Here is a 23,733-nt window from a genome sequence, read left to right on the forward strand (position 1 = left end):
TGGATTGGTCTTCTGCGCAACAGATGCTTTCTGCCATTCAGGTGGATAACCCGATCAAGACCGCTCTGGAACATTTCTATCACCAGGACTTCCCGGTGAATTTTGATTATTGCGATAGCCTTGCCGATGGCAATTGCGATAACTATGCGGCCTTGAAAACGGCCTTGCTGGATGGTGCCAACCAGCTGCGCGGCATGCTCGGTAACCTGGATCGCCAAGGGCGCCCGTTGTTTGCCGAGCGCGGACATACCCTGTTAAAGCTGTTGGTGTTACTGGGTGATGTATGGCGTGAACAGATTGCTTATCCCATGAACAAAAACGTGGCTCCGGTAGGGGATTTCATGCGGGCACTCTATGCGGATTACAGCGTGCAATACTTGCGTGGAGTCCAGCCCGCCCAGCCGGATCTGGGTAGCTTCAGTGAGCCCATGGCGGCGGCGCCAGCTACCTCAACACAGCGCCCCAGCGTCACCGTTAAAGGCGACCATTTCACTGCGCTGGGGGCCTACGTGCTTCCGGGGCAGCGCGTCAGGATTACCCGCACCGACGATAACGACAGCGTAAGCACCGCCATTCGCATCAACACCCAGCGTACCGGTTCCACCCGGTTATGGAGCGAGTATTCCCGCCCGCGCTTTCTGGCCAGCCCGACCATGTCCATCGCGCCCGGTGAAACCCTGGAGTTGACGTCTCCCTATGGCGGTACTCTGCAGCTGGAGCATCGCAACGCGCCAGTCGCCAGCACGGTCTCGCTACGACTGGAAAATGTGGCGCAGCAACCGTTTCTGCAATACGGCCCGGATATGGCCCAGGAGGCGTTCGCCACGGCGTTGCAGAATAGCGCGTTGACCTGGGCGGAGATCCGCAGCCCCTTTGCCGAAGTGCACTCGCGGCGCGACCGCATGAATGCATCCATCAATGAATCGCGCTATGCCGGAAACAGCCAGGCATTTCTGGATGATCTGTTTGATTATGTGTTGCGTGATGCCTATGCGCTGGCCGGTTTTCAGGGTGAGGGTATTGCCTTGAATCAGGCGGTCGCTCAGCGGTGTAACGCACTGGCTTGGGATTGCACCAGTGCGCAGATTCATGGGCTGCCCAACGTGCTGCACATCAACGTGGACTGGTTTGCACATTGCGGCTCCGGCTGTAGTGGTAACCCCTATGACCAGGCCTGGCCACTGGACCCTTATGGTTGGGGGGAGAGCCATGAGCTGGGGCATAACCTGCAGCGCGATTTGCTGAAAATTCATGGCGGGCGCAGCGGTGAAGTGTCCAATAACCTGTTCCCATTGCATAAAAACTGGCGCCTGCTGCAAGAGCGTGACGTGAACATGAGCCCTGCCCGGCTGGCCTATAAAGGAGCGTTCGATGTTTTGAAGGCCGGTGCGGCCGGTGCAGACCCCTACTCGGTTGCCTACGATGCGATCTGGGCGGATGACCGTTACGCGGCCAATAACGGGCTGCGCATGACATTCTTTGCCCAGCTGCCGCACCTGTGGCGAGAGGTAACCGGCACGGACAGTGAAGGCTGGGATATCATCACGCTGCTGTATCTGGCCGAACGCCAGTTCAGTGACCTGAGCGCAGATGAGTGGATGGCACAACGGGACCATTTCGCCATGGGAACCTTTGCCAGCAAGCCGGACCTGAACGGCAACGAGTTCATGCTGATTCTCGGTAGCTACCTGAGTCAGCGCGACCTGCGGCCACTGTGGGATGTGTGGGGCGTGGACTATGGCGCGGCCACGTCTGCCCAGCTGGATGCCCTGGCCCTGCCTGCGCAAGCACCGGTGATCTGGGTGGGGCCGGACAGTAATGACTGGTCCCAGGTGCAGAAAATCGCGATAAGTGACGACATGGTGTGGCCATTCTGATTCTGCCTGCGTTCACTCTGGCGCGAAGCGCCGTGTTACCATGCGCCTTTTACTGGCGAGTGGCAGCAACATGACCGAGCAGTGCGTAATCCGGCTTCGCAAGAACGAAGAGCGGCGTTTGAAGGCGGGCCATTTGTGGGTATACGCCAACGAAATTGATACCCGTCATACTCCGCTCAAGGATTTGTCCGCCGGGGCTTGCGTGGTGGAAGACAGCCGCGGCAAGCCGCTGGGGCGTGCTTTGCTCAGCCCCCATTCGCTGATTGCCGCGCGTCTGTACAGCCGCGATGTGAAACAGGAATTGTCGCGCAGTTTTTTCAAAAAGCGTATTGAGCAGGCGCTAAGCCTGCGCGAGCAGTTGTTCGATGTTCCCTGTTACCGCCTGATCTTTGGCGAAGCCGATGGCCTGCCTGGCCTGGTGGTGGATCGTTTCCACGATGTGCTGGTGGTGCAAACCGGTTCCGGCGCCATGGAAGCCCATCTGGATGTGATTGTCAGTGCCCTGGATGCGGTGCTGGCCCCGACGCATATCATTGCCAAGAACGAAGCGGCCGCCCGTGAGATCGAAGGGCTGGAGCGTTACACCAAGGCATTGAAAGGCGAGCTGCTGAACGAGGTCAGCCTCACGGAAAACGGCGCAAAATTTGTGGCGCCGTTGGCAGAGGGGCAAAAGACCGGGTGGTTCTACGATCACCGGGCCGCTCGTCAGAAGATACAGGCGTTGGCCAAAGGCGCTCGCGTACTGGATGTGTTCAGTTACTGTGGCGGTTGGGGTGTGCAGGCGGCACTGGCGGGTGCGGAGTCAGTAACCTGTGTGGATGGCTCTGAAATCGCCACGGATTATGTGCATCGCAACGCCGAACTGAATGGTGTCGCTGACACGGTGGGCAGCATTCAGGGCGATGCGTTTGCGGCCATGAAGCAATTGATTGCCGACGGCGAAAAGTATGATCTGGTGGTGCTGGACCCGCCGGCGTTCATCAAGCGCAAAAAAGATTTCAAGAACGGCCTGGCCGGTTATCACGCCATCAACGAGCTGGCCATGCGGCTGGTGAAACCCGGTGGCTATCTGGTATCGGCGTCCTGCTCCATGCACATGCCGGCAGAGCGTCTGCTGGATGTGGTGCACAGTAGCGCCCGGCACATCGACCGCAGCATTCAGGTGGTGGGTTACGAAGGGCAGGGGCCGGATCACCCGGTGCACCCGGCCATTGCCGAAACCGCTTACCTGAAGACCTGGTTCTGCCGGGTGCTGTTCAGCCTGTAGGGTATGTGACGATGGAGCTTGCCTTGGCCTTTCTGGCCCTGTTCATGAAAGCCATGGTGCTGGGCGCTCCGTTTCTCGCCGGTTTCCTGGTGGTGATCGTCGGGCTGGGGCAATGGGTGGGGCAGCGCGAAGGCTGGAGCCGGTTCGATGCGTTCTACTGGTCCATGATTACCGCGTTGACGGTGGGGTACGGGGATCTGCGTCCATCACACAAGAGCACCAAGTTCATGGCGATCCTGGTGGCCATTGTGGGCATCATGTTCAGCGGGGTCTTTGTGGCGGTGACAGTGGCCGCAGCCACCGAAGCCTTCAGGACCTATATGGTCGGTGCCTGAAGGCCGAGGCGGTTTCCTAACCCAGTTTCTCCAGCATGGCGGCCATACGCGTACGTACCACTTCAATGGCCTTGTAGGGGCGAATCATCACTTTGAAATCGATGATCTTGCCTTCCGCATTCCATTGGATCATGTCCACTCCGTTCACAGCGATGCCGTCCAACTCCAGGGCGAATTCCAGAATGGAGTGTTCCCCTTCGTTGACTTCCCGCACATAACGAAAGCTGTCATTAGCCAGCACGTGTAGCGCGGCAGTCAGGTACGCGGTGGTCAGTGCCTTGCCAACCTGTGGCGTGTGCACCAGCGGTGAGTGGAACACGGCGTCGTCGGCAATCAGGTCGCTGAGCGCCTGACTGTCCTGGCTTTCGACAACCGCATGCCATGAATCAATGTTCGCCATGGTGTCTCTCCCTTCGCTTCTATTGGCTCAGGCCGCGTTCAGTGCGCGGCGGGCTTGCTGATATTCCTCGCTAAGCTTGCCAATGGCGTCGCTGGCGCTTTGCACCGCATCCACCGCGCCGATGCCCTGGCCGCAGCCCCAGATATCTTTCCAGGCTTTCTTGTCGGAATTGCCGCCGGAACCGAAGTTCATGGCCGAAGGGTCGCTTTCCGGCAGGTTGGCCGGGTCCATGCCGGCGTTGACGATGGAGGGCGCCAGATAGTTGCCGTGTACGCCAGTGAACAGGTTGCTGTAGACGATATCGGAGGCGTTGCTGTCCACGATCATCTGTTTGTAGGCCGCGTCAGCGTTGGCTTCCTGAGTGGCGATGAACAGCGAGCCGATGTAGGCCAGGTCTGCACCCATGGCTTCGGCGGCCAGAACGGACGGGCCGCTGGCGATGGAACCGGACAGGGCCAGCGGGCCGTCGAACCAGCTGCGAATTTCCTGCATCAGCGCGAACGGGGACAGCTGCCCGGCGTGGCCACCGGCACCGGCGGCGACAGCGATCAGGCCATCGGCGCCTTTTTCGATCGCCTTGTGGGCAAAGTGATTGTTGATCACGTCATGCATCACCATGCCGCCCCAGCCGTGTACTGCCTGGTTCACGTCTTCGCGGGCGCCCAGGGAAGTGATCACCATGGGCACCTTGTACTTTTCACACAGCTCCAGGTCTTTCTCGAGGCGATCATTGGAGCGGTGAACAATCTGGTTGACTGCGAACGGGGCGGAGGGTTGGTCCGGGTGGTCCCGGTCCCAGGCGGCCAGCTCTTCGGTAATGCGGTGCAGCCATTCATCCAGCTGCGACAGCGGGCGGGCGTTCAGTGACGGGAACGAGCCGATGGCGCCGGCCTGGCATTGGGCGATCACCAGGTCCGGGTTGGAAATGATGAACAGCGGTGAACACATCACCGGCAGGCGCAGGCGGGAGCGAATTTCAATGGGCAAAGACATGGCAGTGTCCTCATGCTGGGCCCCGGTATTAACGCGGGGCAGGGTCCGGGCCACCGGAAACACGACCCGGCGGGATAAATATACGAAGTAAAATTTACACCGTACATTTATAGAGTCAAGTCTGCCGATGTGGGGATTGAGCGGATTGGTCAGGAATCCAGAGTGGGCGGGGTGACCTGCATGCCGGCGTAGAGGGTGCGCATGATCTTCTCGCGCAGGGTGTCGCCGTCCATGCCGCGCAGGCCGCTGGCCAGTTCCAGCACCACGATGCCATGGAGGTTGGCCCAGAACATATAGCCGATCAGCTGGGCATCGCCCTTGAGCAGGCCAGCCTCAATCATCTCGCGCACATAGCCCACCATGGTTTCCTGGGCACGGCCATTGGCGGCCTGCAGTTCCGGGTAACGGTCTTCGTCGGGCTGGGAAAAGGAGAAAATCAGCTGGTAGGCAGCGGGGTGCGACTTGGCAAACCCCACGTAGGCATCACCCACGGCGCGGCCTTTACTGCGGGCGTCGGGGGCGCTGGCCACGGCGGTTTCCAGTGTGGCAGCAAAGCGGTTGAAGGCGGCGGCGCGGACGGTGGCCAGAATGTCATCCTTGTCGCGGAAATAGCGGTAGGGCGTCATCGGGCTCACCCCCACTTCGCTGGCGATCTGACGCATGGTCACATTCTGGGGGCCACGTTCGATGAACAGACGAGTAGCCGCCTCGCACACGGATTCACGAAAGTGCGCGATCTCGGCCTCGGTTTTTGCTTTTTTGGCCAACGCAGGGCTCCACGGCAAAGGTAACGCGTACAGTGTAAAGCATGTGGTGGTGATCTGCCTGAGGCGCGCCAAACAGGCACGGATATTGAAAGGGAGGGGAGGCCCGCATTAACGCGGGCCTATAGAGAGGTAATTGCGTGCCCTTGCCCCCGAATTTCATGCATGCCCGCGTGGATGCAGTGAGAAACAAGCTCAACGTGCAGGTCTGCAGCCTGTATCAGGCTGATGGTCAGCAGCAGTGCCTGGAGATCGTCGCTACCAGTGGCCTTAATCAGCAAGTGTTGGGAGCCACCCTGACGTACAGCCAGGGGGTGAGAACCTGTTCATGGTCTATACGCAACCGTGTTGCCGCTAAAAATGGTGCCAGGCAAGGCGCGGACCGCAGGGCCTGATGGGTCAAGTTCAAGGTTCGCAACGCAGAATGGCGCCATTTTTAGCGGCAACCCGAAGGGCCGGGCACCTTTTGCCGTCAGTCCGTGATTACTCTTGTTTATGTAGAATGGCTACACGGCACACTCGTAATCACGGGCTGACAACAAAATGAACTCCGGCGCGGCTGCGTATAGATCATGAGCAGGTTCTTCCGGCAAGGTGGCGCGCAGCCGCAGCGCCGTGGCGGCCCGGGATATCCAGGCGCATATGGATTACTTCTATGTACCCGGTTCCGATGAAGAGCATTTTCGCAGTTATCTGGGCATTCCGCTGGAATACGACGGCGTGCTCTACGGAGTGTTGGTGGTGCAAACACGGGTGAAGAAAACTTTCTTTCTGAAGGACATCAGAGAGCTGCACAGCGCCGGCCGGGATCTGCTGGATGCGTTGAAATTGAGTTTGCGGCAGGCGGGGTAAAGGCAGCTGCGAACTTCGAGTGATGAGCTGCGAGAAAGATCAAAACCTTGTACTCATGGGACTTGGCTTTTCCGCTTTTCCTCGCCGCTGGCAGCTCGTAGCTCGTAGCTGCCTTTAGCTCGCCAACCAGCTTAGCGCATCTTTTTGTTCTGCCCATTCAAATACCCGGACGTCACCGGGAATCAGCGCGCTGGCCTGCTGGACGGTGTTGCTGATCCAGTCGTGGCTGGTGACCACCGCAATGCGCTTCCAGCTCAGTGGGTGGCGCAAGCCGACCAAGGCGTCCTGCAACATGGCGCCGGCAGAAAATGCGTCGAAAGTCGGGCCAATTTCGTAGAGCACATTAATGTGCTCGTGCTGGCTTAGTGCCCCTTCGATGGCAGGCACCAGCACCTTGCGGTAGTCCTCGGCGGTGAGTTCGCCGTGGGCGCTGACCCCCACGGTGTCTCCGGGCAGATTGTCGATCAGTTCCAACATAAACGCCTCCTGGCATGGGAACGCTCTCGTGGTCTGGTTATCATGCCATGGTTACTGGCCAGGAAGATTTCAAGTGCCCGCTGTACTGATCGTAGAAGATGAACCGCGTATTGCCGAGCCGCTGGTGTTTGCGCTGGAGCGTGAGCATTTCGCCGTGACCCATGTGACGCTGGGGCAGGATGCGCTGGATACTGTTAGTGCCCAGCCTTTCGACGTTGTTGTGCTGGATGTGGGGCTGCCGGATATCAATGGCTTCGAGGTGCTCAAGCAGCTGCGCCAGCGCAGCGAACTGCCGGTGCTTTTTCTCACAGCCCGCCAGGATGAAGTGGACCGCATTTTGGGGCTGGAACTGGGTGGCGACGATTATGTCACCAAGCCGTTCAGCCCCCGTGAAGTGGTGGCTCGTATTCGTGCCATTCTCAAACGCATCGTGCCCACGTCACCGGCGCCCGCTCACGCCGTTGACGAATCGCCCTGGCAGGTGGATGAAGCCGGGTTTCGTATTTCTTTTCGTTGCAAACCGCTGACACTGACGCGTTCGGAATACCGCATTCTGGCGGCCATGGTGCAGCGCCCCGGGCAGGTGTTCAGCCGTAGCCACCTGCTGGATATCTGCGATAGCGATGAAGACAGCTTCGAGCGCAGCGTGGATACTCATATCAAGACCCTGCGGGCGAAATTGCGTCCGCTGGGCGGCGATCAGCTTATCGCCACCCGGCGAGGTATCGGTTACGTGCTGGAAATGCCATGAAGCTCGGTCAACGCCTGCTGATCTTTTATTTTCTTATCCTGGGTCTGGTGGGCTGGTTCGTGCTGGATCTGGTATTTGGCCAGGCTAAGCCGCTGGTGCGCCAATCGGCGGAAGAAACCCTGGTGGATGCCGCCAATCTGCTGGCGGAAATTGTCGCCAGCGATGCGGCTAACGGGGAAATCGTGATCACGCCGGCGCTGCGGGATGCGCTTAACCGTTACGCCGGGCGCACCCCGGATGCGGATATCTGGGGCTTGAAGAAAACGCGCATCCACACTCATGTGTATATCACCGGCCCCACCGGCACGGTGCTATTCGATTCCCGTGGCCGGGATGAGGGCAAGGATTTTTCTCGCTGGAACGATGTACACCTGACCTTGCAGGGCCGCTACGGCGCGCGGACCACCCGCAGCGATCCACAGGATCCATCCACCTCGGTGATGTACGTGGCTGCCCCCATTCGCCATGACGGCAGCCTTATCGGTGTTATCAGCCTGGGTAAACCCGGGCGTGCCATCGAGCCGTTTGTGCAGCGGGCGGAGCGCTATCTCATGGTCTACGGCGGCCTGGCGTTACTGGTGTGCCTGTTGCTGGGTGGGCTGTTGTCCTGGTGGCTTGGCCGCCGGGTGAACCACTTGCGCCGCTATGCGGAGGCCGTCGCCAACGACCAGCGTCCGGCGCCACCGGTGTTTCGTGGCCGTGATGAAATTCGTGACCTGGCGGATGCCGTCACCGCCATGCGTCGACGCCTGGAGGCACGGGCACAGCTGGAAGATAACGTGACCCTGCTGACCCATGAAATGAAAAGCCCGTTGGCGGCGATTCGTGGTGCCGGGGAAATCCTGGCAGAGGAAGTGCGCGATCCGGCCCTGCACCGTTTCACGGATAATGTGATACACGAAAGCATCAGGTTGAGTGATCTACTGGACCGGTTGCTGGCCATGGCGAGGCTGGAAAAACTGGAAAGCCTGCCGCATCGAAAAAGTGCCGTGGCAATTTCCGCTCTGGTGCAGGAATGGCAACACAGCCGCTATTCGCTGCTGGCTGAAAAGCGGCAGGAGGTGGCCGTGAATGAAGGTACCCTGCTGGCGGAAGCGGAGACCCTTAAGCTGGCGCTGTTCAATCTGCTGGATAACGCCCTGCGTTTTGCCAAAGAGAAAACCACGATCGAGGTGCATGTTGAAGCAGCCTGTCTCACAGTAACCAACACTGGCCCCATGATTCCTGACTATGCGCTTGAACGCATCACCGAGCGTTTCTATTCCCTGCCGGCGCCGGGTCAGGAAAGAAGTTCAGGCCTGGGGCTGGCCATGGTAAGCGAAATCGCCAGTCTGCACGGCGGCAGCCTGCAGGTGGGAAACACCCCGGAAGGCGTTCAGGCCAGGCTAATCCTCCCCGAATAGACCTCTTCCCGCAGGAGTATTGTTGGCGGCGCGATAGAGCGAAAAGCGAGAAGAAAAAAATGGCCCGGGTTTTCGAAACTCGCTTCTCGCAACTCGTCACCACTTTCCCCCACACAATCCCCACAAAACCCTCAAATCGGTTTCGCACACTGTTTTCTCACACTGAGGGCGTCATTTGTGGGAGAGAAGCCATGCGACCCAACCTGTTATTGAAAATGTTCACTATTGCCGGGCTAATGCTGGTGCTGGTCATGCCGCTGTTAATGATCCAGGGAAAGATATCCGACCGCAGTAATGAAGCGATGCACGTCAAACACCAGATTACCCGGCAGGTCAGTGGCGAACAGCAGATCAGTGGGCCACTGATCGTGGTACCCAGAACCCGCAAACAGCTGGTGGAAAAGCGCGATTGCCGCAGCGGCGAAACCTGTACCGCCATCGAACACCGGCAGGTACTGGACAGCCAGATCCCGGATACCCTGAGCATTGATGGCGAGCTGCAGAGTGAAATGCGCTATCGCGGTATTTACGGCGTGCCGGTGTACCGGAGTCTGCTGCATATTGAAGCTGTGTTTCCCGCTAACTGGCAGCAAGTGAGCCAGCCGGAACAGGTGGTGTCTTCACAGAAACCGTTGCTGCTATTGCGGATTCAGGACCTGCGCGGGTTGGTTGAGCGTCCGCAAATTCTGGTCAACGATGTGCCGCTGCCCCTGGTGGAAACCGAACAGCTGCCGGACGGGGTGGGAGGCAATGCGGTGGCGGTGGCGCTGCCCACCGATTTGAGCGGCGCCTTTACGGTAAAGGTGCGATTGAATCTGAACGGCACAGAATCACTCGGCGCCTTGCCGTTGGCGAAGGAGACGCGCATGGCGCTGCGCGCCGATTGGCCGCACCCCAGCTTCGAAGGGCTGGTGTTGCCGGTGGAACGTGAGATTACCCATGACGGCTTTACCAGCCAGTGGCGCACCAACAGCCTGGCGGCGGCCAGTGTGATCCATTGTGCCCGCGGCGATGCGGCATGCGGTGATAGCGGTCAGGCATTGCGGGTGCGCTTGGTGCAGCCGGTAACAGGGTTGCTCTCCAGTGAGCGGGCGCTGAAATACAGCTACCTGATTGTGGGGCTCACCTTTGCGGCGTTTTTCCTTTTTGAAGTGCTGCGCCGGTATCCGTTGCACGCCATGCAATACCTGTTGGTGGGCCTGGCGCTGGCCATGTTCTACCTTTTGCTGGTGGCACTCAGTGAGCATATCGACTTTTTGCTGGCCTACCTGGTGGCCGCGTTATCGTGCTGTGCATTGATAGGCATCTACCTGATGGCAGCCATGCGCTCGCTCAAAGCCGGCTGGACGTTTGCCTTGAGCTTGCTGCTGGTGCAGGGGTTGATCTACGGCATTCTCATGGCTGAAGACTATGCCCTGTTGCTGGGCGCCCTGCTGCTGTTCGCTGCCCTGGCTGCTGTGATGGTGGTGACTCGCAAGCTGGACTGGTATGCCTTCGCGGTGCCGGGCAAGGCCGCTGCCAAGGTGCAGGCGAATGCCGACAGTGCCCAGCGCGGCAACGCACCGTGAGTGCCGACGGGCTGGGCCATGTTGCGACCCTGGTGCGGGCCGCCAAGCGGTTCCCCAGCTATCGCCAGCGCTTGCTTGGGCGAGCGTTACGCATCGCCCAGCAAGCACTGGCCTGCAATGCAGAGAATCGCCGGGCGATTCGCTGGCTTGGGGTGATCTGGTGGCAACTGGGTGAGCGGCGTCGGGGCAGGGCACTGCTTTATGCGGCAGAAGTGAAAGTCAGGCGTAGCGTGTATTGAATTAGCGTTGGAGAGGAAGGGGCGTCAGAAAATCCTTTTGATCTTTTCAGGGCGGGGCCGAGGGCCCCGCTGCTTTCAATTTTGTCCTGCCGCTAAATCCGGTTACTTCTCACCCTTCCCGTAAGCCCGCAAAAACATATCTACCACTTGTTCGGCATGGGGCTGCGCTTCACGGCTCGTCATTGGCTTGTTACAGCCAATAATGACACGCATATGCTCACAGCCTTGTAGCAGGCTGAAGAAATTCTCCGCCGCCTGTTTGGGGTTGTCTGCCTGCAATCGCCCTGCGCTATTGCCGTTGCGCACCAGGTTTTCCATGGCGGCGATGGTACGCTGGGGGCCTGCTTCAAAAAACAGCCGTGACATGGCCGGGTCCTGTGTAGCCAGGCTGCTCATCAGTCGCTGTAACTCGATCACTTCGTCGGTATGGATCAATTCGAGAAACGCCAGGCCAATCTTGGTCAGAGTGGCGCGAATAGGCAGGTCTGGCTCCAGTTCGAAGATCGGCATGGGCAGCAGGTTGTGGCATTTCGCCTCAATGGCTGACGAAAATAACGTTTCCTTGTCACTGAAATGGCTATACACCGTGAGTTTGGAAACGCCAGCCTGTTTCGCCACGGCATCCATGCTGGTGCCGACAAAGCCCTGTGACAGGAACAGCGTTTTGGCTGCCTCAAGGATGGCGGTGCGTTTCGCCGGGTCTTTGGGGCGTCCGCGTGGGTTGGGCTGATCTGGAGAGGCAGAGTCGGTCATATTTCAATACTGGACGGTTCAGTTTAATAAAATTACTATACTGGCGAGTATAGCATGCCGGCAAGCCAAGACCGGCACAATCCGCCAACTTACCGGGCGGATCCGTCTAAAGAGGTGGGGTCAATGAGGGAGCCAGTCATGTTTCGTTCTGTATTGCTGTCGAGAGTGCTGTCGGGGCTGATCGTCACGGGAATGGCGGCGGGGGCGTTGGCCCTGCAGGGTTGTTCCGATTCTGAGCCGGAAGACAAGGCACCTGCCCGCCCGGCGCTGGTGGCCCAGCCCTTGTCGGCGGATGCCAGCCAAGATGTGTTTCCCGGGGAAATTCGTGCCCGTTATGAGCCGGAACTGGGTTTTCGTATTGGCGGCAAAATCAGTCAGCGGCTGGTGGATGTGGGGGACCGGGTCAGCGAAGGCACGGTACTTGCCAAACTGGATACCGATGATGTGAGCCTGCGCCTGGATGCGGCTCGGGCGCAAATGGCCTCTGCCCAGGCTGACCACAAGCTGGCCAGCAGCGAACTGGAACGATACCGCGAGCTGATGGAGCGCAATGTGATCAGCCGCTCCCAGTTCGATTCCTTTGAAAGCCGTTATGACGCCAGCGTGGCGCAATTGCGGCAGGCCCGGGCCAATCTGAACGTGGCTCGCAATCAGGCGGACTATGCCTCCTTGAAGGCTCCCCGCGACGGCGTTATCGCCCAGCGTCTGGCGGAGGCCGGCCAGGTCGTTGCTGCCGGGCAGGCAGTGTTTGTGCTGGCGGTCGATGGCGACCGGGAAGTGCGGATCGATCTGCCCGAGCAGGATGTGGGGCGCTTCAAGATCGGCATGCCGGTGGCCATTGAATTGTGGTCGCGTCCCGGCCAGGTATTCGAAGGCAAGATTCGGGAATTGTCGCCTGCGGCGGACCCTCGCTCGCGCACATTTGAAGCCCGTGTGGCGTTCGAGAATATGGATGTCGGGGCGGACCTGGGTCAGTCTGCCCGGGTGTTTGTCAGCGGTGGGGATAATGCCGGGGTACTCAGTATCCCGCTGTCTGCGCTCACCGCCGAGGAGGGAGAAACCTACGTCTGGGTGGTGAATCCGGACGCGCTTACCCTGCATAAAACATCCGTGGAAGTGGGGCCGTACCAGGAGCAGGTGGTACCGGTGCTCAGCGGTCTGCAGCCGCAGGATTGGGTGGTGACCGCCGGCACGCATCTGCTGCGTGAAGGGCAGGCGGTGATCCCGGTGGATCGTCAGAATCGTCAGCTCGATTTGCAACAGACTGTCGCGGCGGTACAGCCCGAGCCCGCAGAGGCTGACGCCGCAAGCGCAGAGCCAGGCAGCGATGCCGATGCGGCGCCCAGTGCAGACGCGGATCAATAGGGGAGTATGACCATGTCGTTCAACCTCTCCGAATGGGCGCTGAAGAACCGCACCCTGGTGCTTTATGCCATGATTCTGCTCGGTGCCATGGGGGCCATTTCCTATGCCAACCTGGGCCAGAGTGAAGACCCGCCCTTTACCTTCAAACTGATGACCATCAATACCCTGTGGCCCGGTGCCAGTGCCGAGGAAGTCTCTCGGCAAATCACCGAACGGGTGGAAAAGAAATTGATGGAGACCGGTGACTTTGAACGCATTACCTCCTATTCCCGGCCCGGCCAGTCATTGGTCATGTTCATGGCCCGGGATGAAATGCGTTCCAAGGACATCAAGGATCTCTGGTACCAGGTACGCAAGAAGATTGGCGACATTCGCCACACCCTGCCCCAGGACGTACGTGGTCCCTTTTTTAACGACGAATTTGGCACCACCTTCGGCAACATCTATGCGCTTACCGGCGAGGGTTTTGATTACGCCATCATGAAAGACTACGCCGACCGTTTGCAGCTGGCCCTGCAGCGGGTGGACGACGTGGGCAAGGTGGAGCTGGTCGGTCTGCAGGACGAAAAAATCTGGGTAGAAATTGCCAATACCAAACTGGCCTCTCTGGGCATTCCGTTGGTGACGGTTCAGCAGGCACTGCAGTCGCAGAACGCCGTGGCCGATGCCGGTTTTTTTGAAACGCCGAGCAGTCGCGTACGTCTAAGGGTCTCCGGTGAATTCACTAGCGTGGAAGATATTCGCAACTTTCCGATTCAGGTGGAAAACCGCACCCTGCGTCTTGGCGACATCGCTAACGTTTATCGTGGTTTCAGTGATCCGCCCCAGCCGCGTATGCGATTCATGGGAGAGAATGCCATCGGGATTGCTGTTTCCATGAAAGACGGCGGCGATATTCTCAAATTGGGTGACAACCTGGACAAGACGTTCGCCAGATTGCAGGAAAACCTGCCCATCGGCATGGAACTGCGCAAGGTTTCCGACCAGCCGGCAGCAGTAGAAGCCGGTGTGGGGGAATTTGTGCAGGTGTTAATGGAGGCGCTGGCCATCGTGTTGCTGGTGAGTTTCTTTTCACTGGGTTGGCGCACAGGCTTGGTGGTAGCGTTCTCTATTCCGCTGGTGTTGGCGATGACCTTTGCCTCGATGAAATATTTCGACATCGGCCTGCACAAGATTTCGCTGGGTGCGCTGGTGTTGGCACTGGGCCTGATGGTGGACGATGCCATTATCGCCGTGGAAATGATGGCGATAAAAATGGAGCAGGGTTTCAGCCGTATCAAGGCGGCCGGCTTTGCCTGGACCAGTACGGCCTTCCCCATGCTCACCGGCACCTTGATTACCGCTGCAGGCTTTCTGCCCATTGCCACTGCAGAATCAAGCACCGGGGAATATACCCGCTCCATCTTTCAGGTGGTCACCATTGCCTTGTTGGCATCCTGGGTGGCGGCGGTGGTGTTCGTTCCGTATTTGGGTGAAAAGTTGCTGCCCAGTCTGGCACGCCGTGATGCCAGTGGGGATGTGCACGATCCTTACCAGAAGCCGTTCTATCGTCGTTTCCGTGGCTGGGTTGAGTGGTGTGTGCGCTACCGGAAAACGGTCATCGGGCTGACCGTGGGCATCTTCGTGTTCTCACTTTTTCTATTCCGTTTTGTGCCTCAGCAATTCTTCCCGGCGTCCGGCCGGCTTGAGCTGATGGTGGACATGAAGTTGGAAGAGGGGGCCTCGCTGACCGCGACCCAGGAAAAAGCGTTGCGTCTGGAAGCTATGCTGGGCGAAAACGAGATGATCGAAAATTACGTGGGTTATATGGGTAGCGGTTCTCCCCGTTTCTATCTATCACTGGATCAGAAATTACCGGCTGCCAGTGTGGCCCAGTTTGTGGTGCTCACCCGCAACGTGGAAGAGCGCGAGGAAGTTCGTGAATGGTTAATGGACACCCTGGAGCGGGAATTTCCGGCGGTGCGCACCCGCGTATCACGACTGGAGAATGGTCCGCCTGTGGGCTATCCGATTCAGCTGCGTGTGTCCGGTGAGCATATTTCCCAGGTGCGGGAGTTGGCGCGCAGGGTAGCGGAAAAGGTGCGTGATAATGCGCACACTGCCAATGTGCACCTGGATTGGGAAGAGCCCAGCAAGGTGGTGCGTCTGATAGTAGACCAGGACCGCGCTCGAACCCTGGGCATTACCACCTCGGATTTGTCCACGGCGTTGCAGTCATCGCTTTCCGGTGTGGCGGTGAGCCAGTACCGGGAAGATAACGAACTGATCAATGTGGAAGTGCGAGGCGACAACCATGAACGCCACGCGCTGGGGTTACTGGGCAACCTGGCGGTACAAACAGCGAGTGGCCGCAGCGTGCCGTTGAACCAGGTGGCGAACCTGGAGTCCGGCTTTGAAGAAGGCATCATCTGGCATCGTGATCGTTTGCCGACGGTGACAGTGCTGGCGGATGTGAAAGACGGTGCTTTGCCAGCCACGCTGATGCAGCAAATCATGCCCACCTTGTCCCAGGTGCAGGCGGATCTGCCGCCGGGCTATCTGCTACAGGTGGGTGGCACGGTGGAAGAATCGGCCCGGGGCCAGAAATCGGTCAACGCAGGGATGCCACTGTTCATTCTGGTGGTGATTACCTTGCTGATGTTGCAGCTGCGCAGTTTCCCGTTGTCGGTGATGGTCTTTATCACGGCGCCGCTGGGGCTGATCGGGGTGACCTTCTTCCTGCTGTTGTTCCAGAAACCATTCGGGTTTGTCGCCATGCTGGGCACGATCGCACTGGCCGGCATGATCATGCGTAACGCTGTGATTCTGGTTGACCAGATTGGTCAGGACATGGAACAGGGGCTCACTGCCTGGGATGCGATTATTGAATCCACAGTCCGCCGGTTCCGGCCCATTGCGTTGACCGCGCTAACCGCTGTTCTGGCAATGATTCCGTTATCGCGCAGTGTCTTTTTTGGCCCCATGGCAGTGGCGATCATGGGTGGTCTGATTGTGGCCACCGCGCTGACCCTGCTGTTCCTGCCCGCGCTGTACGCGGCCTGGTTCCGGGTGAAAGAAGAGCATGCCGATACAGCATAACGAACGCTGACTCTGTTGCCGGACAGTTTCCGGTTTTCCCCTTGCCCTGGCACTTGCCGGGGCTTTTTTTGGGTTTATCACGCAATTGCGACAAAACAGACCTGATTGTTTGCGGCGTGTGGCGATGGATCTTCGGCCGGTGAAGCACTATCGGGGGGCAATGGCTCGGACGGTAATCGTTAATGCGGGGCTGTGTTGCTGGTGCTCGGCACGTAAACAACGCAGGGTATACTCGCCGGGTTTGTCGAAACGCCAGGGCAGTTGCACACGGGTGCCGGGTTCGCTCAGGCGGGTGTTGGGGTAGTCCTTGCGCAGGTCAGGCATCAGCCGGTGGATCAGGCTCTGGTCGCGCAGGGCCGTATCATCGACCAGGGCAAGCAAATGCCACTCCGGGCTGGCATTATCCAGGGTCAGTAACACGGCCTGTCCCTGAGTAAAGCTCAGTGAGTGCGGCGCCCAGTGATCCGTGAGCACCGCCGTTTGTGGTTCCAGGTCGCCGGGCTCGCGCAGTGCCGTGCCAGCGGCCATGGGGATTTCATCCGGCAGGATGCCGTGGGCGTTGCCTGGCGGTGAGAGCACGAATAAGTTGATGAGCAGCAACAGGCTCAATGCTCGCGGACGTTGGGGCATGGGTTACCGCGTTGGTAGTGGAAGAAAAAGGAGCAACACATTGAACGGCAGAATACTCGCACTGGTACTGGTTTGCCTATGGGGGCTGGTTTCAACGGCGCAGGCCGCACCGTTAACGGTGGCGGTGAAAGCGTCGCCGCCTTTCAGTTATCAGCAAGGAGATCGCTGGGACGGCATCAGCGTGGAACTGTGGGAGAAGGTGGCGGAAAAGGCCGGCTTGGAGTATCGCCTGCGGCCTTATGGGTCGGTGGCGGAAATGCTGGCGGCGGTGGAGCAGGGCCAGGCGGATGTGGCCATTGGTGCGGTTAGCGTGACCGCCGACCGTGAGCGGCGACTGGATTTCACCCAGCCCATGTTTCGGGCGGGCCTGGGGATTGCCACCCGCAATGAAGCGAGTGGTTGGGTGGCGACACTGCGCAACCTGTTCAGCTGGAAGTTTATGTCAGCCGTGCTGGCGCTGGTGTTAGTGCTGTTGTTGGTGGGATTGCTGATCTGGTTGCTGGAGCGGCGCAAGAATCCAGAGCAGTTCGGTGGCTCTGCCAGCCAGGGTATCGGTAGCGGCTTTTGGTGGTCGGCGGTGACCATGACCACGGTGGGGTACGGCGACAAGGCGCCAGTGAGTGCCGGCGGCCGGGTTGTGGGCTTGATCTGGATGTTTGTCAGCATCATCACCATTTCCGGTTTCACTGCCGCCATTGCCTCCAGTGTGACGCTGAATGAGCTGCAGTCGCGTATCAATGGCGCGGCCGATTTGCCCCGGGTAAAAGTGGCGGCGGTGGACGGCACCAGCGGTGCCCATTGGCTGGCGGGTCAGGGTACAAACTTTGTGCCTTACCCGAATAACCAGCAGGCACTGCGCGCGGTGATGATTGGCGAGGTAGATGCCCTGGTCTCCGATGCGCCTGTGATGCGTTATATGTTGCGCGAGCGTGGCACCACCAATGCGTTGGTGTTGCCATCGCTGGTTCGCGAAGAAAGTTATGCCTTTGCCATGGCTAATGGCAGCCCCCTGCGTGAGCGGCTGGATCAGGCCATGCTGGAAATTCTCCCGACCCAGGAGTGGCGCACAGTGGTGAATCGCTATCTGGGCGCGGAAGAATAACGGTGGGTTTTGGTTGGGGGGCTGATTGAATGGGAGATTGCGTTCGCTGGTGTCGGGTTACGCCGCTTTATTGTAAACGCTGTGCTTCGTGTAGGTCGGATTAGCCGCGTAGCGGCGTAATCCGACATCCTGGCGCCTGGGCGTTTATCTAACTGTCGCTCCCGGCAAACAACGCCGCCAGGCTCTCCAGTTCTTCTTCCAGATTCCAGTGCATTTCCCGCGCGGTCACATGCAAAAGCACTAACGCATTGATCGGCGCATCGGACTCACCGCGCTGGCGCAGCCTCCCGGTAAAACAACGGTTCAGTTCATTGAGTGCATCGTAGCGCGCATTCAGGCCGTCCAGGGAAATGCTCTGTTCCGGTTGTTGGCGGTTGCGGATGTAGCGTTGCAGCAGGTACAGGCTGGCGGTGCGTACCAGGGTTTCGGTGTCGCTGCTCAGCGGCAGGTGAAAGCTGGCCATGGGGCGCAGGAAGCGCGTATGCGGGCAGTCACTCAGTGCGCAGATCAGCCCGAACAGGGAGCTGAGAGCCCGCTGCAGGGTGGTGTCCTGATGGTAGTTGCGTTGCCATGTTTGTACGTCCAGCGTCACCGGCTGAAATGAATCCCCCAGGGCGCAATCGGGTAACAGATAGGCCAGGTTGCGGGCGACGGGGCAATAGCGGTGCTCGCGTGGGTCCAGTGGGCAGTGGCTGCACTGGTGGTAGCTCAGTTCTGCCCAGTCCGGTGGGGTAAAGGTATCGGGGATAGCGATGGTGCCGTGTTGCTCAACCAGCGTAATCGGGATGCGTTGCTGCGCCCCGGCGGGTGTGGTGAGGGTGTAAACGAAATCAGGCTGCATCGGCCCGGTCGGTCTGCTTCAGCGGCAGCCGGATGGTAAAGGTGGTGCCGGCGCCAAGTTGGCTTTCCACGGTCATGGTGCCGCCGTGGTGCTGGATGATGTCGTGGGAAATAGACAGCCCAAGTCCGGTGCCCTGGCCGATCGGTTTGGTTGTATAGAAGGGTTCGAAAATCTGTTTGAGAGTATCTTCAGCAATGCCGGGGCCGTCGTCGGTAATAGTCAGGGTGCACCATTGTTCATCGCAGTGGCCGGCAATAGTGATATTGCCTTTCCCTTCGATGGCCTGAGCGGCGTTGACGAACACATTCATGAAAACCTGCGACAGCTGGCTTTCCGAGCCGTTAATCAACGGCATGGAATCCGGCAGTGAGTGGCTCACGGTAATGCGGTTTTTCAGTTCATGCTTTGCCAGGTTCAAAGACATTGCCATACAGGTGGCGATATCCGTTGGCGAAAAGGCTTCCGGCTGATTGTGGGAAAAGTGTTTCAGGTCGCGAATGATTTTCTTGATCCGTTCGATGCCTTCGTCGGTTTCGTCCATCAAGGCGGGGTAGTCCGCCATCATGAAGGTCAGCTTGCGGGCATCCACATTCAGGTTGGTTTCTGCGTCAAGAAATTGCTGAAATTTTTCTTCGCTAATGCGTTTTTGTAGCCCCTGAATAATCCCCGCCATGGTGCCAAGATAGTCCCGGCTGCGGTTCAGGTTGGATGACACAAAGGCAATCGGGTTGTTGATTTCATGGGCAATGCCCGCCGAGATAGTGCCCAGTGACGCCATTTTTTCCGAGTGAAGAAGCAGTGATTCCACCTGATTCAATTTCTGGCTCTTGTCCTTCACTTCCTGCATCAGCTGGTTGTTTTCCGTTTTGATATCAGTGATATCAGTACCGAAATAAATATAGCCATCGTCTTCATCGGAAATGTAGGAAAGCGGGAACAGGAACATGTTCATCCAGTAACGGCTGCCGTCCGCATGGCGGTTGCAAACCTCCCCGTTCCACACCCCGGATAGCGCCTGGTCGCACTGCATCACTGGCAGTGAATCATCGTCGGGGTGATTGAAACTTTCGTTCTGTCCGATCAGGCGGGAAAAGGAATGACCGCTGAGGGCCAGAAATTTGCCGTTGGCAAAGGTGATGGTGCCGTGGCGGTCGGTGGTCAGCACACAGTACTCGTCGATGATGCGCGCCAGTGGGCCGAGCAGCGCCTTGTTGAGTTTGTATTCGTCTGCGTTGACCTCGATCAGGTGCATCTTGCGGCCAAAGCGGTTGTTCGTCAGCGACGAAAACTCGGCCAGTTTGGCTTCCACGTTGATGGAGGTGCGGTAGGTTTTGTACAGAAAGAAAATGATGATCAGCAGGATCACCGTGGAAGATACCAGGAACAGCCCCTGGGCTTCCATGCCAAAGCCGATGTCCGTTTTGTCGAGCAAGCTATTCATGCGCCGCGCCGTGAGTTGTTGTTTGTCGGGCTGAAAGGGCTAGCCTTCGTAGCCCATGCTGCGCAGGGTCTCGCGTTGTTCCCGCACGGTTTCCGCCAGAATACGGTTTTCCAGCAAAATATCGCGGAACTTCAGGCCTTCGCGGATATTGTCGAGTAACTGGTCGTCGTCCCAGGGTTTGGGGATAAAGCGGAATGCGCCGGCTTTGTTGATCGCGGACATGACCGTCTCGATGTCGATCACCCCGGTCAGCACAATACGAATGGTGTCGGGTTGCAGGTCGCGCAGTTCCTGTAGCAGTTCCAGGCCATTCATCTCCGGCATCATATAGTCGGTGATCACCGCATCGAATACGGTAGTGCGCGCCCGGCGCAGGGCTTCGTGGGGGTCCTGGTAGGTTTCCACTTCCCAGTCGGTGTAGGTATTGATAGTGCGCTTCAAGGCTTTGAGGATGTATTCCTCATCGTCCACGACCATGACCTGATACATGGTGAGTCCCTCATTCACGGCGTGCTACATTGTGCTCACCCTTTTCCGCTAAGGGTGGGCACACGGGTATCAGGTTTTACGATACGCCCCGCTATAGGGGCTGACAATTGGTTCGGGCAACGGCAAGGAGCCGGTCATGCCGTCCGGATAGCCGTTTATCCGGCAGGGACGAAAACCGCACAATGGTGGGGAAAAGCGCGGGGAAAACGCGCAAAAAAACGGCTACGTGATCTGCACGATGGCTTTGGTCACCGATCCGGTGGCGATCAGGCGTTCCTGCTGCTGCGCGTTTATGGCATAGGCTTCAGCCCGCATGGCAGCAAGGGTTCGGCCCAGGCGGTCCACATGGGCGCGGATCACGACCTGTTCGCCCCGGCTGGCGGCACGCAGCACGCTGCTATGGGTTTCGATGGTCACCGCGTGCTGCTCGGGTGGCAGTCTGGAGGCCGCCGCAAAAAAGCAGGCCACATCCATCAAGGCATAAACGATGCCGCCATGCAGGGCACCCTGGGGGTTGGTGGTGAAATCATTCACCGGGAAACGCACTTCACTGCGGCCATCCACCGCGCTTACCAGTTCCAGTTCGCAGGCCCGGTGCAGTGGGTGGGCGAGAATGTCGTTTTTGATCTGGTCAATGTGGCTCATGGTTTTCCTTTTTCATTCCGGCGAAACGGAGCCGACACTATACGATGCCGATTCGGAAAACGGGATGACCGGATCGTACCCACAGGTGACGGGGAACCGATTGTCTTGACGGCGGTCTATGGGTATCGCAAGGTTGCGACTCTTCCCTCGTTAGCGGGCATCCCATGAAAGCACTGGTCTACACATTGCTGCTTGTCATCAGTACTCATGTACTGGTGCTGGATGCCATGCATCACGGGCACGATGGTGGCGCAGCTGCCTCGCTGGAACAGGTCCAGCAGGATCTGGTCAGTGCGGATGTGCTGGACAAAGGCGGCGACCATTGCTGTCAATGCCATGGTTTCATGGCCTCCACCGATTGTGAGCCGCTGCGCCTGGCCCCGCCCTCTGCAGGTCAAATGGCGTTGCGCCCCTTCCTGCCGGATGCCCCGGCCGATAACCCTTTCCGTCCTCCTATAGCCTGATCGTTTCTTCGTTTCCCCGACTTTGTTGCCTTGTCCATCGGTGAATGTGCGCCGTGGCGAGCGTCGGCATTGTTCTTGACGTAACGTTTTGAGACATCAGGAGTTTCCCCATGGGAATCCAGACCCCAGTGCGCATGGCCGCACTGTTACTGGCCGTGTGCGCGTATGCCAGCGCGTCGGCCGATTCTTCTTCCTCGCCCGCGCAGTGGGCGCAATGGGTGCAGCGCCAGGTCAGCCAGCTACCGGCCAGCCGGGCCATCCAGGCGGAGCAGGAACGGTTGCTGGCGCAAAGCCGGGCTTTATCGCAGCCGCTTTATAACCCTTCATTGAATATCGACTACGAAGACAGCCTCGATATCACCCAGACCGTGGGCCTCAGCCAGACGCTGGACTGGTCCGGCAAGGCCCGCGCCCGCCGTGATGCCGTGGCCGTACGGGATCAGCTGGCGCAGCTGCGTGGCGACAAGGCCCGCGCCCGCCTGCTGGCGGACAGCCTCAATGCGCTGGTGGCCCATGCCGCCGCCCGCGAGCAATTGGCGGCCGCCCGTGAGCAGGAACAGCAGCTGCGCGATCTCACCGACCTGATTCGCCGCCGCGAACAGGCGGGGGATGTGGGGCAGGTGGATGCGCAATTGGCCTACCTGTCACTGGGGCAGGCCCAGCAGGCCCTGGCGGATGCGGAAAGTGCCGCCACCCGTGCTGCCACCACATTGCGCCAGCAACTGGCCAGCCAACAACCCGCGGTGGCCTTGCCGGCGGCGGACCGTTGGCAGGCCCCGTCACTCACCCATGGTGTCGTGCAACGGCTCCCCACCAGCTTCGATTTGCAGTTGGCCGAGCAGCAACTGGCGCTGGCTGAGCGAGGGGTATCGGTGGCAGACAAACAACGCAACACCGACCCGACCCTGGGCCTGCGCGTGGGCCAGGAAGGTGGCGAAAATTTGTGGGGCGTGGATTTCAGCCTGCCATTGAAGTTCTTCAATACCGGCAAGCCAGGCTATGAAGCTGCCCTGGCGGACAGTGAAGAGCGGCGTGCACTGCTGGAGAAAACCCGCAACGACATTCAGGCCCGGCTGGACGGAGCGTTGAGCGATTACCAGCAGCGGCGCGAGCGCTGGGAAACCTGGCAACAACTCACCGGCGATAGCCTGGCGCGCAGCGACACCTTGCTCAAGCGCGTCTGGCAGCAGGGCGAACTCACCACCCAGAACTATCTGCAGGCCTTGAATCAGCGGCTCGATACCCGGCTGGCTGGCATCGCCCTGCGCGATGCCATGCAGCAGGCCTGGGTGCAGTGGCTCTATGAAAGCGCCCAGCTCAACGACTGGCTGAACCAGTTGGCCAACGAATGATTGTTCTGTAGGAACCGAGCTTGCGAGGTAACAGCCGCAGGGTGAGCGAAGCGAATAACACCGCTTGAAACGAGAAATTAAGCGAAAAATTACTGTAGGAGTGCCACTTGAGGCGCGAATGGTTTCTGCGACACGCGGTGCCAACTTCTTCGCGCCCTGAACGGCGCTCCTACAAAAAATGGAAAATTTTTTATGAAACCGAAAATGACATTTCAAAAGACGCCTCTGGCCATCTTCTTGCTGGCAACCCTGGCGAACCCGGGCTGGGCGGATGAAAATCATGACCATGCCCACAACGAAAGCAACGAAGCCGAACAGCATGCACAACAGGCTGCTCCGGATAATAGCGGTGACCATGATGAGCACGCTCATGGGAAGGAGGTTGGGAGCGCAGCGTCCCATAGTGAAGAAGCGGCACTGGAGCTGACCGCAGAACAACAAAAGACGCTTAACCTGCAGGTCATTACCCTGCAGCCTGATGCCGACGCTACCCGGACCCTGACCGTGCCGGCGGAAATTATCAGCAACCAGTACCGCACCTGGGTGGTGCCGGTGCGTATCGATTCCCAGGTGCAGTCTCGCAGTGCCACGCTTGGCCAGCACATGGAAAAAGGGGATGCCATTGCCACCCTGTTCAGCCCGGCCAT

At 58.9% G+C, this 23,733-nt stretch carries 23 protein-coding genes and 1 pseudogene; 14 read left to right on the forward strand and 10 right to left on the reverse strand.

Translation table 11 applies throughout. The annotated features are described in order from the left end of the window. The 3 genes from A3730_RS12655 to A3730_RS12665 all read left to right on the forward strand — a co-directional run. On the forward strand, positions 1-1,877 hold a 1,877-nt coding region (locus A3730_RS12655), incomplete at its 5' end, for an ImpA family metalloprotease (protein WP_197477469.1). Between the two features lie 70 nt (positions 1,878-1,947). Then, complete coding sequence (locus A3730_RS12660) at positions 1,948-3,144, forward strand: class I SAM-dependent rRNA methyltransferase (RefSeq protein ID WP_063538181.1); 1,197 nt, start codon at positions 1,948-1,950, stop codon at positions 3,142-3,144. Positions 3,145-3,167: 23 nt separating this feature from the next. Then, positions 3,168-3,479, forward strand: a complete 312-nt coding sequence (locus A3730_RS12665) for a potassium channel family protein (RefSeq protein WP_231880652.1) — start codon at positions 3,168-3,170, stop codon at positions 3,477-3,479. A gap of 16 nt (positions 3,480-3,495) precedes the next feature. Here the strand turns inward: A3730_RS12665 and A3730_RS12670 are convergent, their stop codons facing one another. From A3730_RS12670 to A3730_RS12680, 3 genes are all read right to left on the reverse strand, one after another. Then, positions 3,496-3,879: a nuclear transport factor 2 family protein gene (locus A3730_RS12670; RefSeq protein ID WP_063520492.1), complete on the reverse strand. Its 384-nt coding sequence runs from the start codon at positions 3,877-3,879 to the stop codon at positions 3,496-3,498. A 27-nt stretch (positions 3,880-3,906) separates the two neighbouring features. Next, positions 3,907-4,872: a nitronate monooxygenase family protein gene (locus A3730_RS12675; protein ID WP_063538169.1), complete on the reverse strand. Its 966-nt coding sequence runs from the start codon at positions 4,870-4,872 to the stop codon at positions 3,907-3,909. 149 nt (positions 4,873-5,021) lie between these two features. Next, positions 5,022-5,639 carry a TetR/AcrR family transcriptional regulator gene (locus tag A3730_RS12680; protein ID WP_063520946.1) on the reverse strand — a complete coding sequence of 206 codons (618 nt, stop codon included), beginning with the start codon at positions 5,637-5,639 and terminating at the stop codon, positions 5,022-5,024. A gap of 591 nt (positions 5,640-6,230) precedes the next feature. Here A3730_RS12680 and A3730_RS12690 point away from each other — a divergent pair. Next, on the forward strand, positions 6,231-6,488 hold the full coding sequence (locus tag A3730_RS12690) for a hypothetical protein (protein ID WP_063520944.1): 258 nt from the start codon (positions 6,231-6,233) through the stop codon (positions 6,486-6,488). A 114-nt stretch (positions 6,489-6,602) separates the two neighbouring features. Here the strand turns inward: A3730_RS12690 and A3730_RS12695 are convergent, their stop codons facing one another. Continuing rightward, positions 6,603-6,965 carry an STAS/SEC14 domain-containing protein gene (locus A3730_RS12695; RefSeq protein WP_063520943.1) on the reverse strand — a complete coding sequence of 121 codons (363 nt, stop codon included), beginning with the start codon at positions 6,963-6,965 and terminating at the stop codon, positions 6,603-6,605. 73 nt (positions 6,966-7,038) lie between these two features. Between A3730_RS12695 and creB the strand changes: the two genes are divergently transcribed. The 4 genes from creB to A3730_RS12715 all read left to right on the forward strand — a co-directional run bounded on the left by creB (position 7,039) and on the right by A3730_RS12715 (position 10,926). Beyond that, positions 7,039-7,716 carry a two-component system response regulator CreB gene (gene creB / locus A3730_RS12700; RefSeq protein WP_063538171.1) on the forward strand — a complete coding sequence of 226 codons (678 nt, stop codon included), beginning with the start codon at positions 7,039-7,041 and terminating at the stop codon, positions 7,714-7,716. After that, positions 7,713-9,119, forward strand: coding sequence for a two-component system sensor histidine kinase CreC (gene creC, locus A3730_RS12705; protein ID WP_063538173.1), 1,407 nt, complete (start codon positions 7,713-7,715; stop codon positions 9,117-9,119). The genes creB and creC overlap by 4 nt, the downstream gene beginning before the upstream one ends. Before the next feature lie 191 nt (positions 9,120-9,310). Further along, positions 9,311-10,687, forward strand: coding sequence for a cell envelope integrity protein CreD (creD, locus tag A3730_RS12710; RefSeq protein ID WP_063538175.1), 1,377 nt, complete (start codon positions 9,311-9,313; stop codon positions 10,685-10,687). Continuing rightward, positions 10,684-10,926 (forward strand): hypothetical protein, encoded by a 243-nt coding sequence (locus A3730_RS12715; protein WP_063538177.1) that lies wholly within the window; start codon positions 10,684-10,686, stop codon positions 10,924-10,926. Before creD ends, A3730_RS12715 begins: the two co-directional genes overlap by 4 nt. Positions 10,927-11,028: 102 nt before the next feature. Here A3730_RS12715 and A3730_RS12720 read toward each other — a convergent pair whose 3' ends face one another. Further along, entirely contained in the window at positions 11,029-11,679 is a 651-nt protein-coding gene (locus A3730_RS12720) for a TetR/AcrR family transcriptional regulator (RefSeq protein WP_063519400.1), read from the reverse strand. A gap of 138 nt (positions 11,680-11,817) precedes the next feature. On the opposite strand from A3730_RS12720, the gene A3730_RS12725 reads away from it, so the two are divergent. Together A3730_RS12725 and A3730_RS12730 are read left to right on the forward strand one after the other, a co-directional pair. Then, positions 11,818-13,044, forward strand: a complete 1,227-nt coding sequence (locus A3730_RS12725; protein ID WP_082872361.1) for an efflux RND transporter periplasmic adaptor subunit — start codon at positions 11,818-11,820, stop codon at positions 13,042-13,044. 12 nt (positions 13,045-13,056) lie between these two features. Further along, positions 13,057-16,122, forward strand: coding sequence for an efflux RND transporter permease subunit (locus tag A3730_RS12730; RefSeq protein ID WP_063538179.1), 3,066 nt, complete (start codon positions 13,057-13,059; stop codon positions 16,120-16,122). A gap of 147 nt (positions 16,123-16,269) precedes the next feature. Here A3730_RS12730 and A3730_RS12735 read toward each other — a convergent pair whose 3' ends face one another. Beyond that, a complete protein-coding gene (locus A3730_RS12735) occupies positions 16,270-16,752 on the reverse strand; it encodes a hypothetical protein (protein ID WP_156496820.1) in 483 nt (160 codons plus the stop codon). Positions 16,753-16,792: 40 nt separating this feature from the next. Between A3730_RS12735 and A3730_RS12740 the strand changes: the two genes are divergently transcribed. After that, positions 16,793-17,854: a transporter substrate-binding domain-containing protein gene (locus A3730_RS12740; RefSeq protein WP_231880500.1), complete on the forward strand. Its 1,062-nt coding sequence runs from the start codon at positions 16,793-16,795 to the stop codon at positions 17,852-17,854. A gap of 148 nt (positions 17,855-18,002) precedes the next feature. Here A3730_RS12740 and A3730_RS12745 read toward each other — a convergent pair whose 3' ends face one another. The 4 genes from A3730_RS12745 to A3730_RS12760 all read right to left on the reverse strand — a co-directional run bounded on the left by A3730_RS12745 (position 18,003) and on the right by A3730_RS12760 (position 21,270). Further along, positions 18,003-18,695 carry a hypothetical protein gene (locus A3730_RS12745; RefSeq protein WP_063519016.1) on the reverse strand — a complete coding sequence of 231 codons (693 nt, stop codon included), beginning with the start codon at positions 18,693-18,695 and terminating at the stop codon, positions 18,003-18,005. Continuing rightward, positions 18,685-20,136: an ATP-binding protein gene (locus A3730_RS12750; RefSeq protein WP_063519015.1), complete on the reverse strand. Its 1,452-nt coding sequence runs from the start codon at positions 20,134-20,136 to the stop codon at positions 18,685-18,687. Before A3730_RS12750 ends, A3730_RS12745 begins: the two co-directional genes overlap by 11 nt. 39 nt (positions 20,137-20,175) lie before the next feature. Further along, on the reverse strand, positions 20,176-20,643 hold the full coding sequence (locus A3730_RS12755; protein ID WP_156496819.1) for a response regulator: 468 nt from the start codon (positions 20,641-20,643) through the stop codon (positions 20,176-20,178). A gap of 204 nt (positions 20,644-20,847) precedes the next feature. Continuing rightward, the gene (locus A3730_RS12760; RefSeq protein ID WP_063518936.1) at positions 20,848-21,270 is read right to left on the reverse strand and encodes a PaaI family thioesterase; all 423 of its coding nucleotides are present in this window, start codon (positions 21,268-21,270) and stop codon (positions 20,848-20,850) included. A gap of 164 nt (positions 21,271-21,434) precedes the next feature. On the opposite strand from A3730_RS12760, the gene A3730_RS12765 reads away from it, so the two are divergent. From A3730_RS12765 to A3730_RS12775, 3 genes and pseudogenes are all read left to right on the forward strand, one after another. Then, the gene (locus tag A3730_RS12765; RefSeq protein WP_063519014.1) at positions 21,435-21,734 is read left to right on the forward strand and encodes a hypothetical protein; all 300 of its coding nucleotides are present in this window, start codon (positions 21,435-21,437) and stop codon (positions 21,732-21,734) included. A 110-nt stretch (positions 21,735-21,844) separates the two neighbouring features. After that, a complete protein-coding gene (locus A3730_RS12770; RefSeq protein WP_011589746.1) occupies positions 21,845-23,086 on the forward strand; it encodes a TolC family protein in 1,242 nt (413 codons plus the stop codon). A 204-nt stretch (positions 23,087-23,290) separates the two neighbouring features. Next, positions 23,291-23,733 (forward strand): annotated as a pseudogene (locus A3730_RS12775) (efflux RND transporter periplasmic adaptor subunit); the annotation flags it as partial.

The organism is Alcanivorax sp. HI0044 (assembly GCF_001634945.1).

Excerpts from the sequence above, each read along its gene's own strand:
- A3730_RS12660 (WP_063538181.1), top strand. The coding sequence starts at position 1,948 with ATGACCGAGCAGTGCGTAATCCGGCTTCGCAAGAACGAAGAGCGGCGT.
- A3730_RS12670 (WP_063520492.1), bottom strand. The coding sequence starts at position 3,879 with ATGGCGAACATTGATTCATGGCATGCGGTTGTCGAAAGCCAGGACAGT.
- A3730_RS12675 (WP_063538169.1), bottom strand. The coding sequence starts at position 4,872 with ATGTCTTTGCCCATTGAAATTCGCTCCCGCCTGCGCCTGCCGGTGATG.
- A3730_RS12695 (WP_063520943.1), bottom strand. The coding sequence starts at position 6,965 with ATGTTGGAACTGATCGACAATCTGCCCGGAGACACCGTGGGGGTCAGC.
- creC (WP_063538173.1), top strand. The coding sequence starts at position 7,713 with ATGAAGCTCGGTCAACGCCTGCTGATCTTTTATTTTCTTATCCTGGGT.
- creD (WP_063538175.1), top strand. The coding sequence starts at position 9,311 with ATGCGACCCAACCTGTTATTGAAAATGTTCACTATTGCCGGGCTAATG.
- A3730_RS12720 (WP_063519400.1), bottom strand. The coding sequence starts at position 11,679 with ATGACCGACTCTGCCTCTCCAGATCAGCCCAACCCACGCGGACGCCCC.
- A3730_RS12725 (WP_082872361.1), top strand. The coding sequence starts at position 11,818 with ATGTTTCGTTCTGTATTGCTGTCGAGAGTGCTGTCGGGGCTGATCGTC.
- A3730_RS12730 (WP_063538179.1), top strand. The coding sequence starts at position 13,057 with ATGTCGTTCAACCTCTCCGAATGGGCGCTGAAGAACCGCACCCTGGTG.
- A3730_RS12735 (WP_156496820.1), bottom strand. The coding sequence starts at position 16,752 with ATGCCCCAACGTCCGCGAGCATTGAGCCTGTTGCTGCTCATCAACTTA.
- A3730_RS12745 (WP_063519016.1), bottom strand. The coding sequence starts at position 18,695 with ATGCAGCCTGATTTCGTTTACACCCTCACCACACCCGCCGGGGCGCAG.
- A3730_RS12750 (WP_063519015.1), bottom strand. The coding sequence starts at position 20,136 with ATGAATAGCTTGCTCGACAAAACGGACATCGGCTTTGGCATGGAAGCC.
- A3730_RS12760 (WP_063518936.1), bottom strand. The coding sequence starts at position 21,270 with ATGAGCCACATTGACCAGATCAAAAACGACATTCTCGCCCACCCACTG.
- A3730_RS12765 (WP_063519014.1), top strand. The coding sequence starts at position 21,435 with ATGAAAGCACTGGTCTACACATTGCTGCTTGTCATCAGTACTCATGTA.
- A3730_RS12770 (WP_011589746.1), top strand. The coding sequence starts at position 21,845 with ATGGGAATCCAGACCCCAGTGCGCATGGCCGCACTGTTACTGGCCGTG.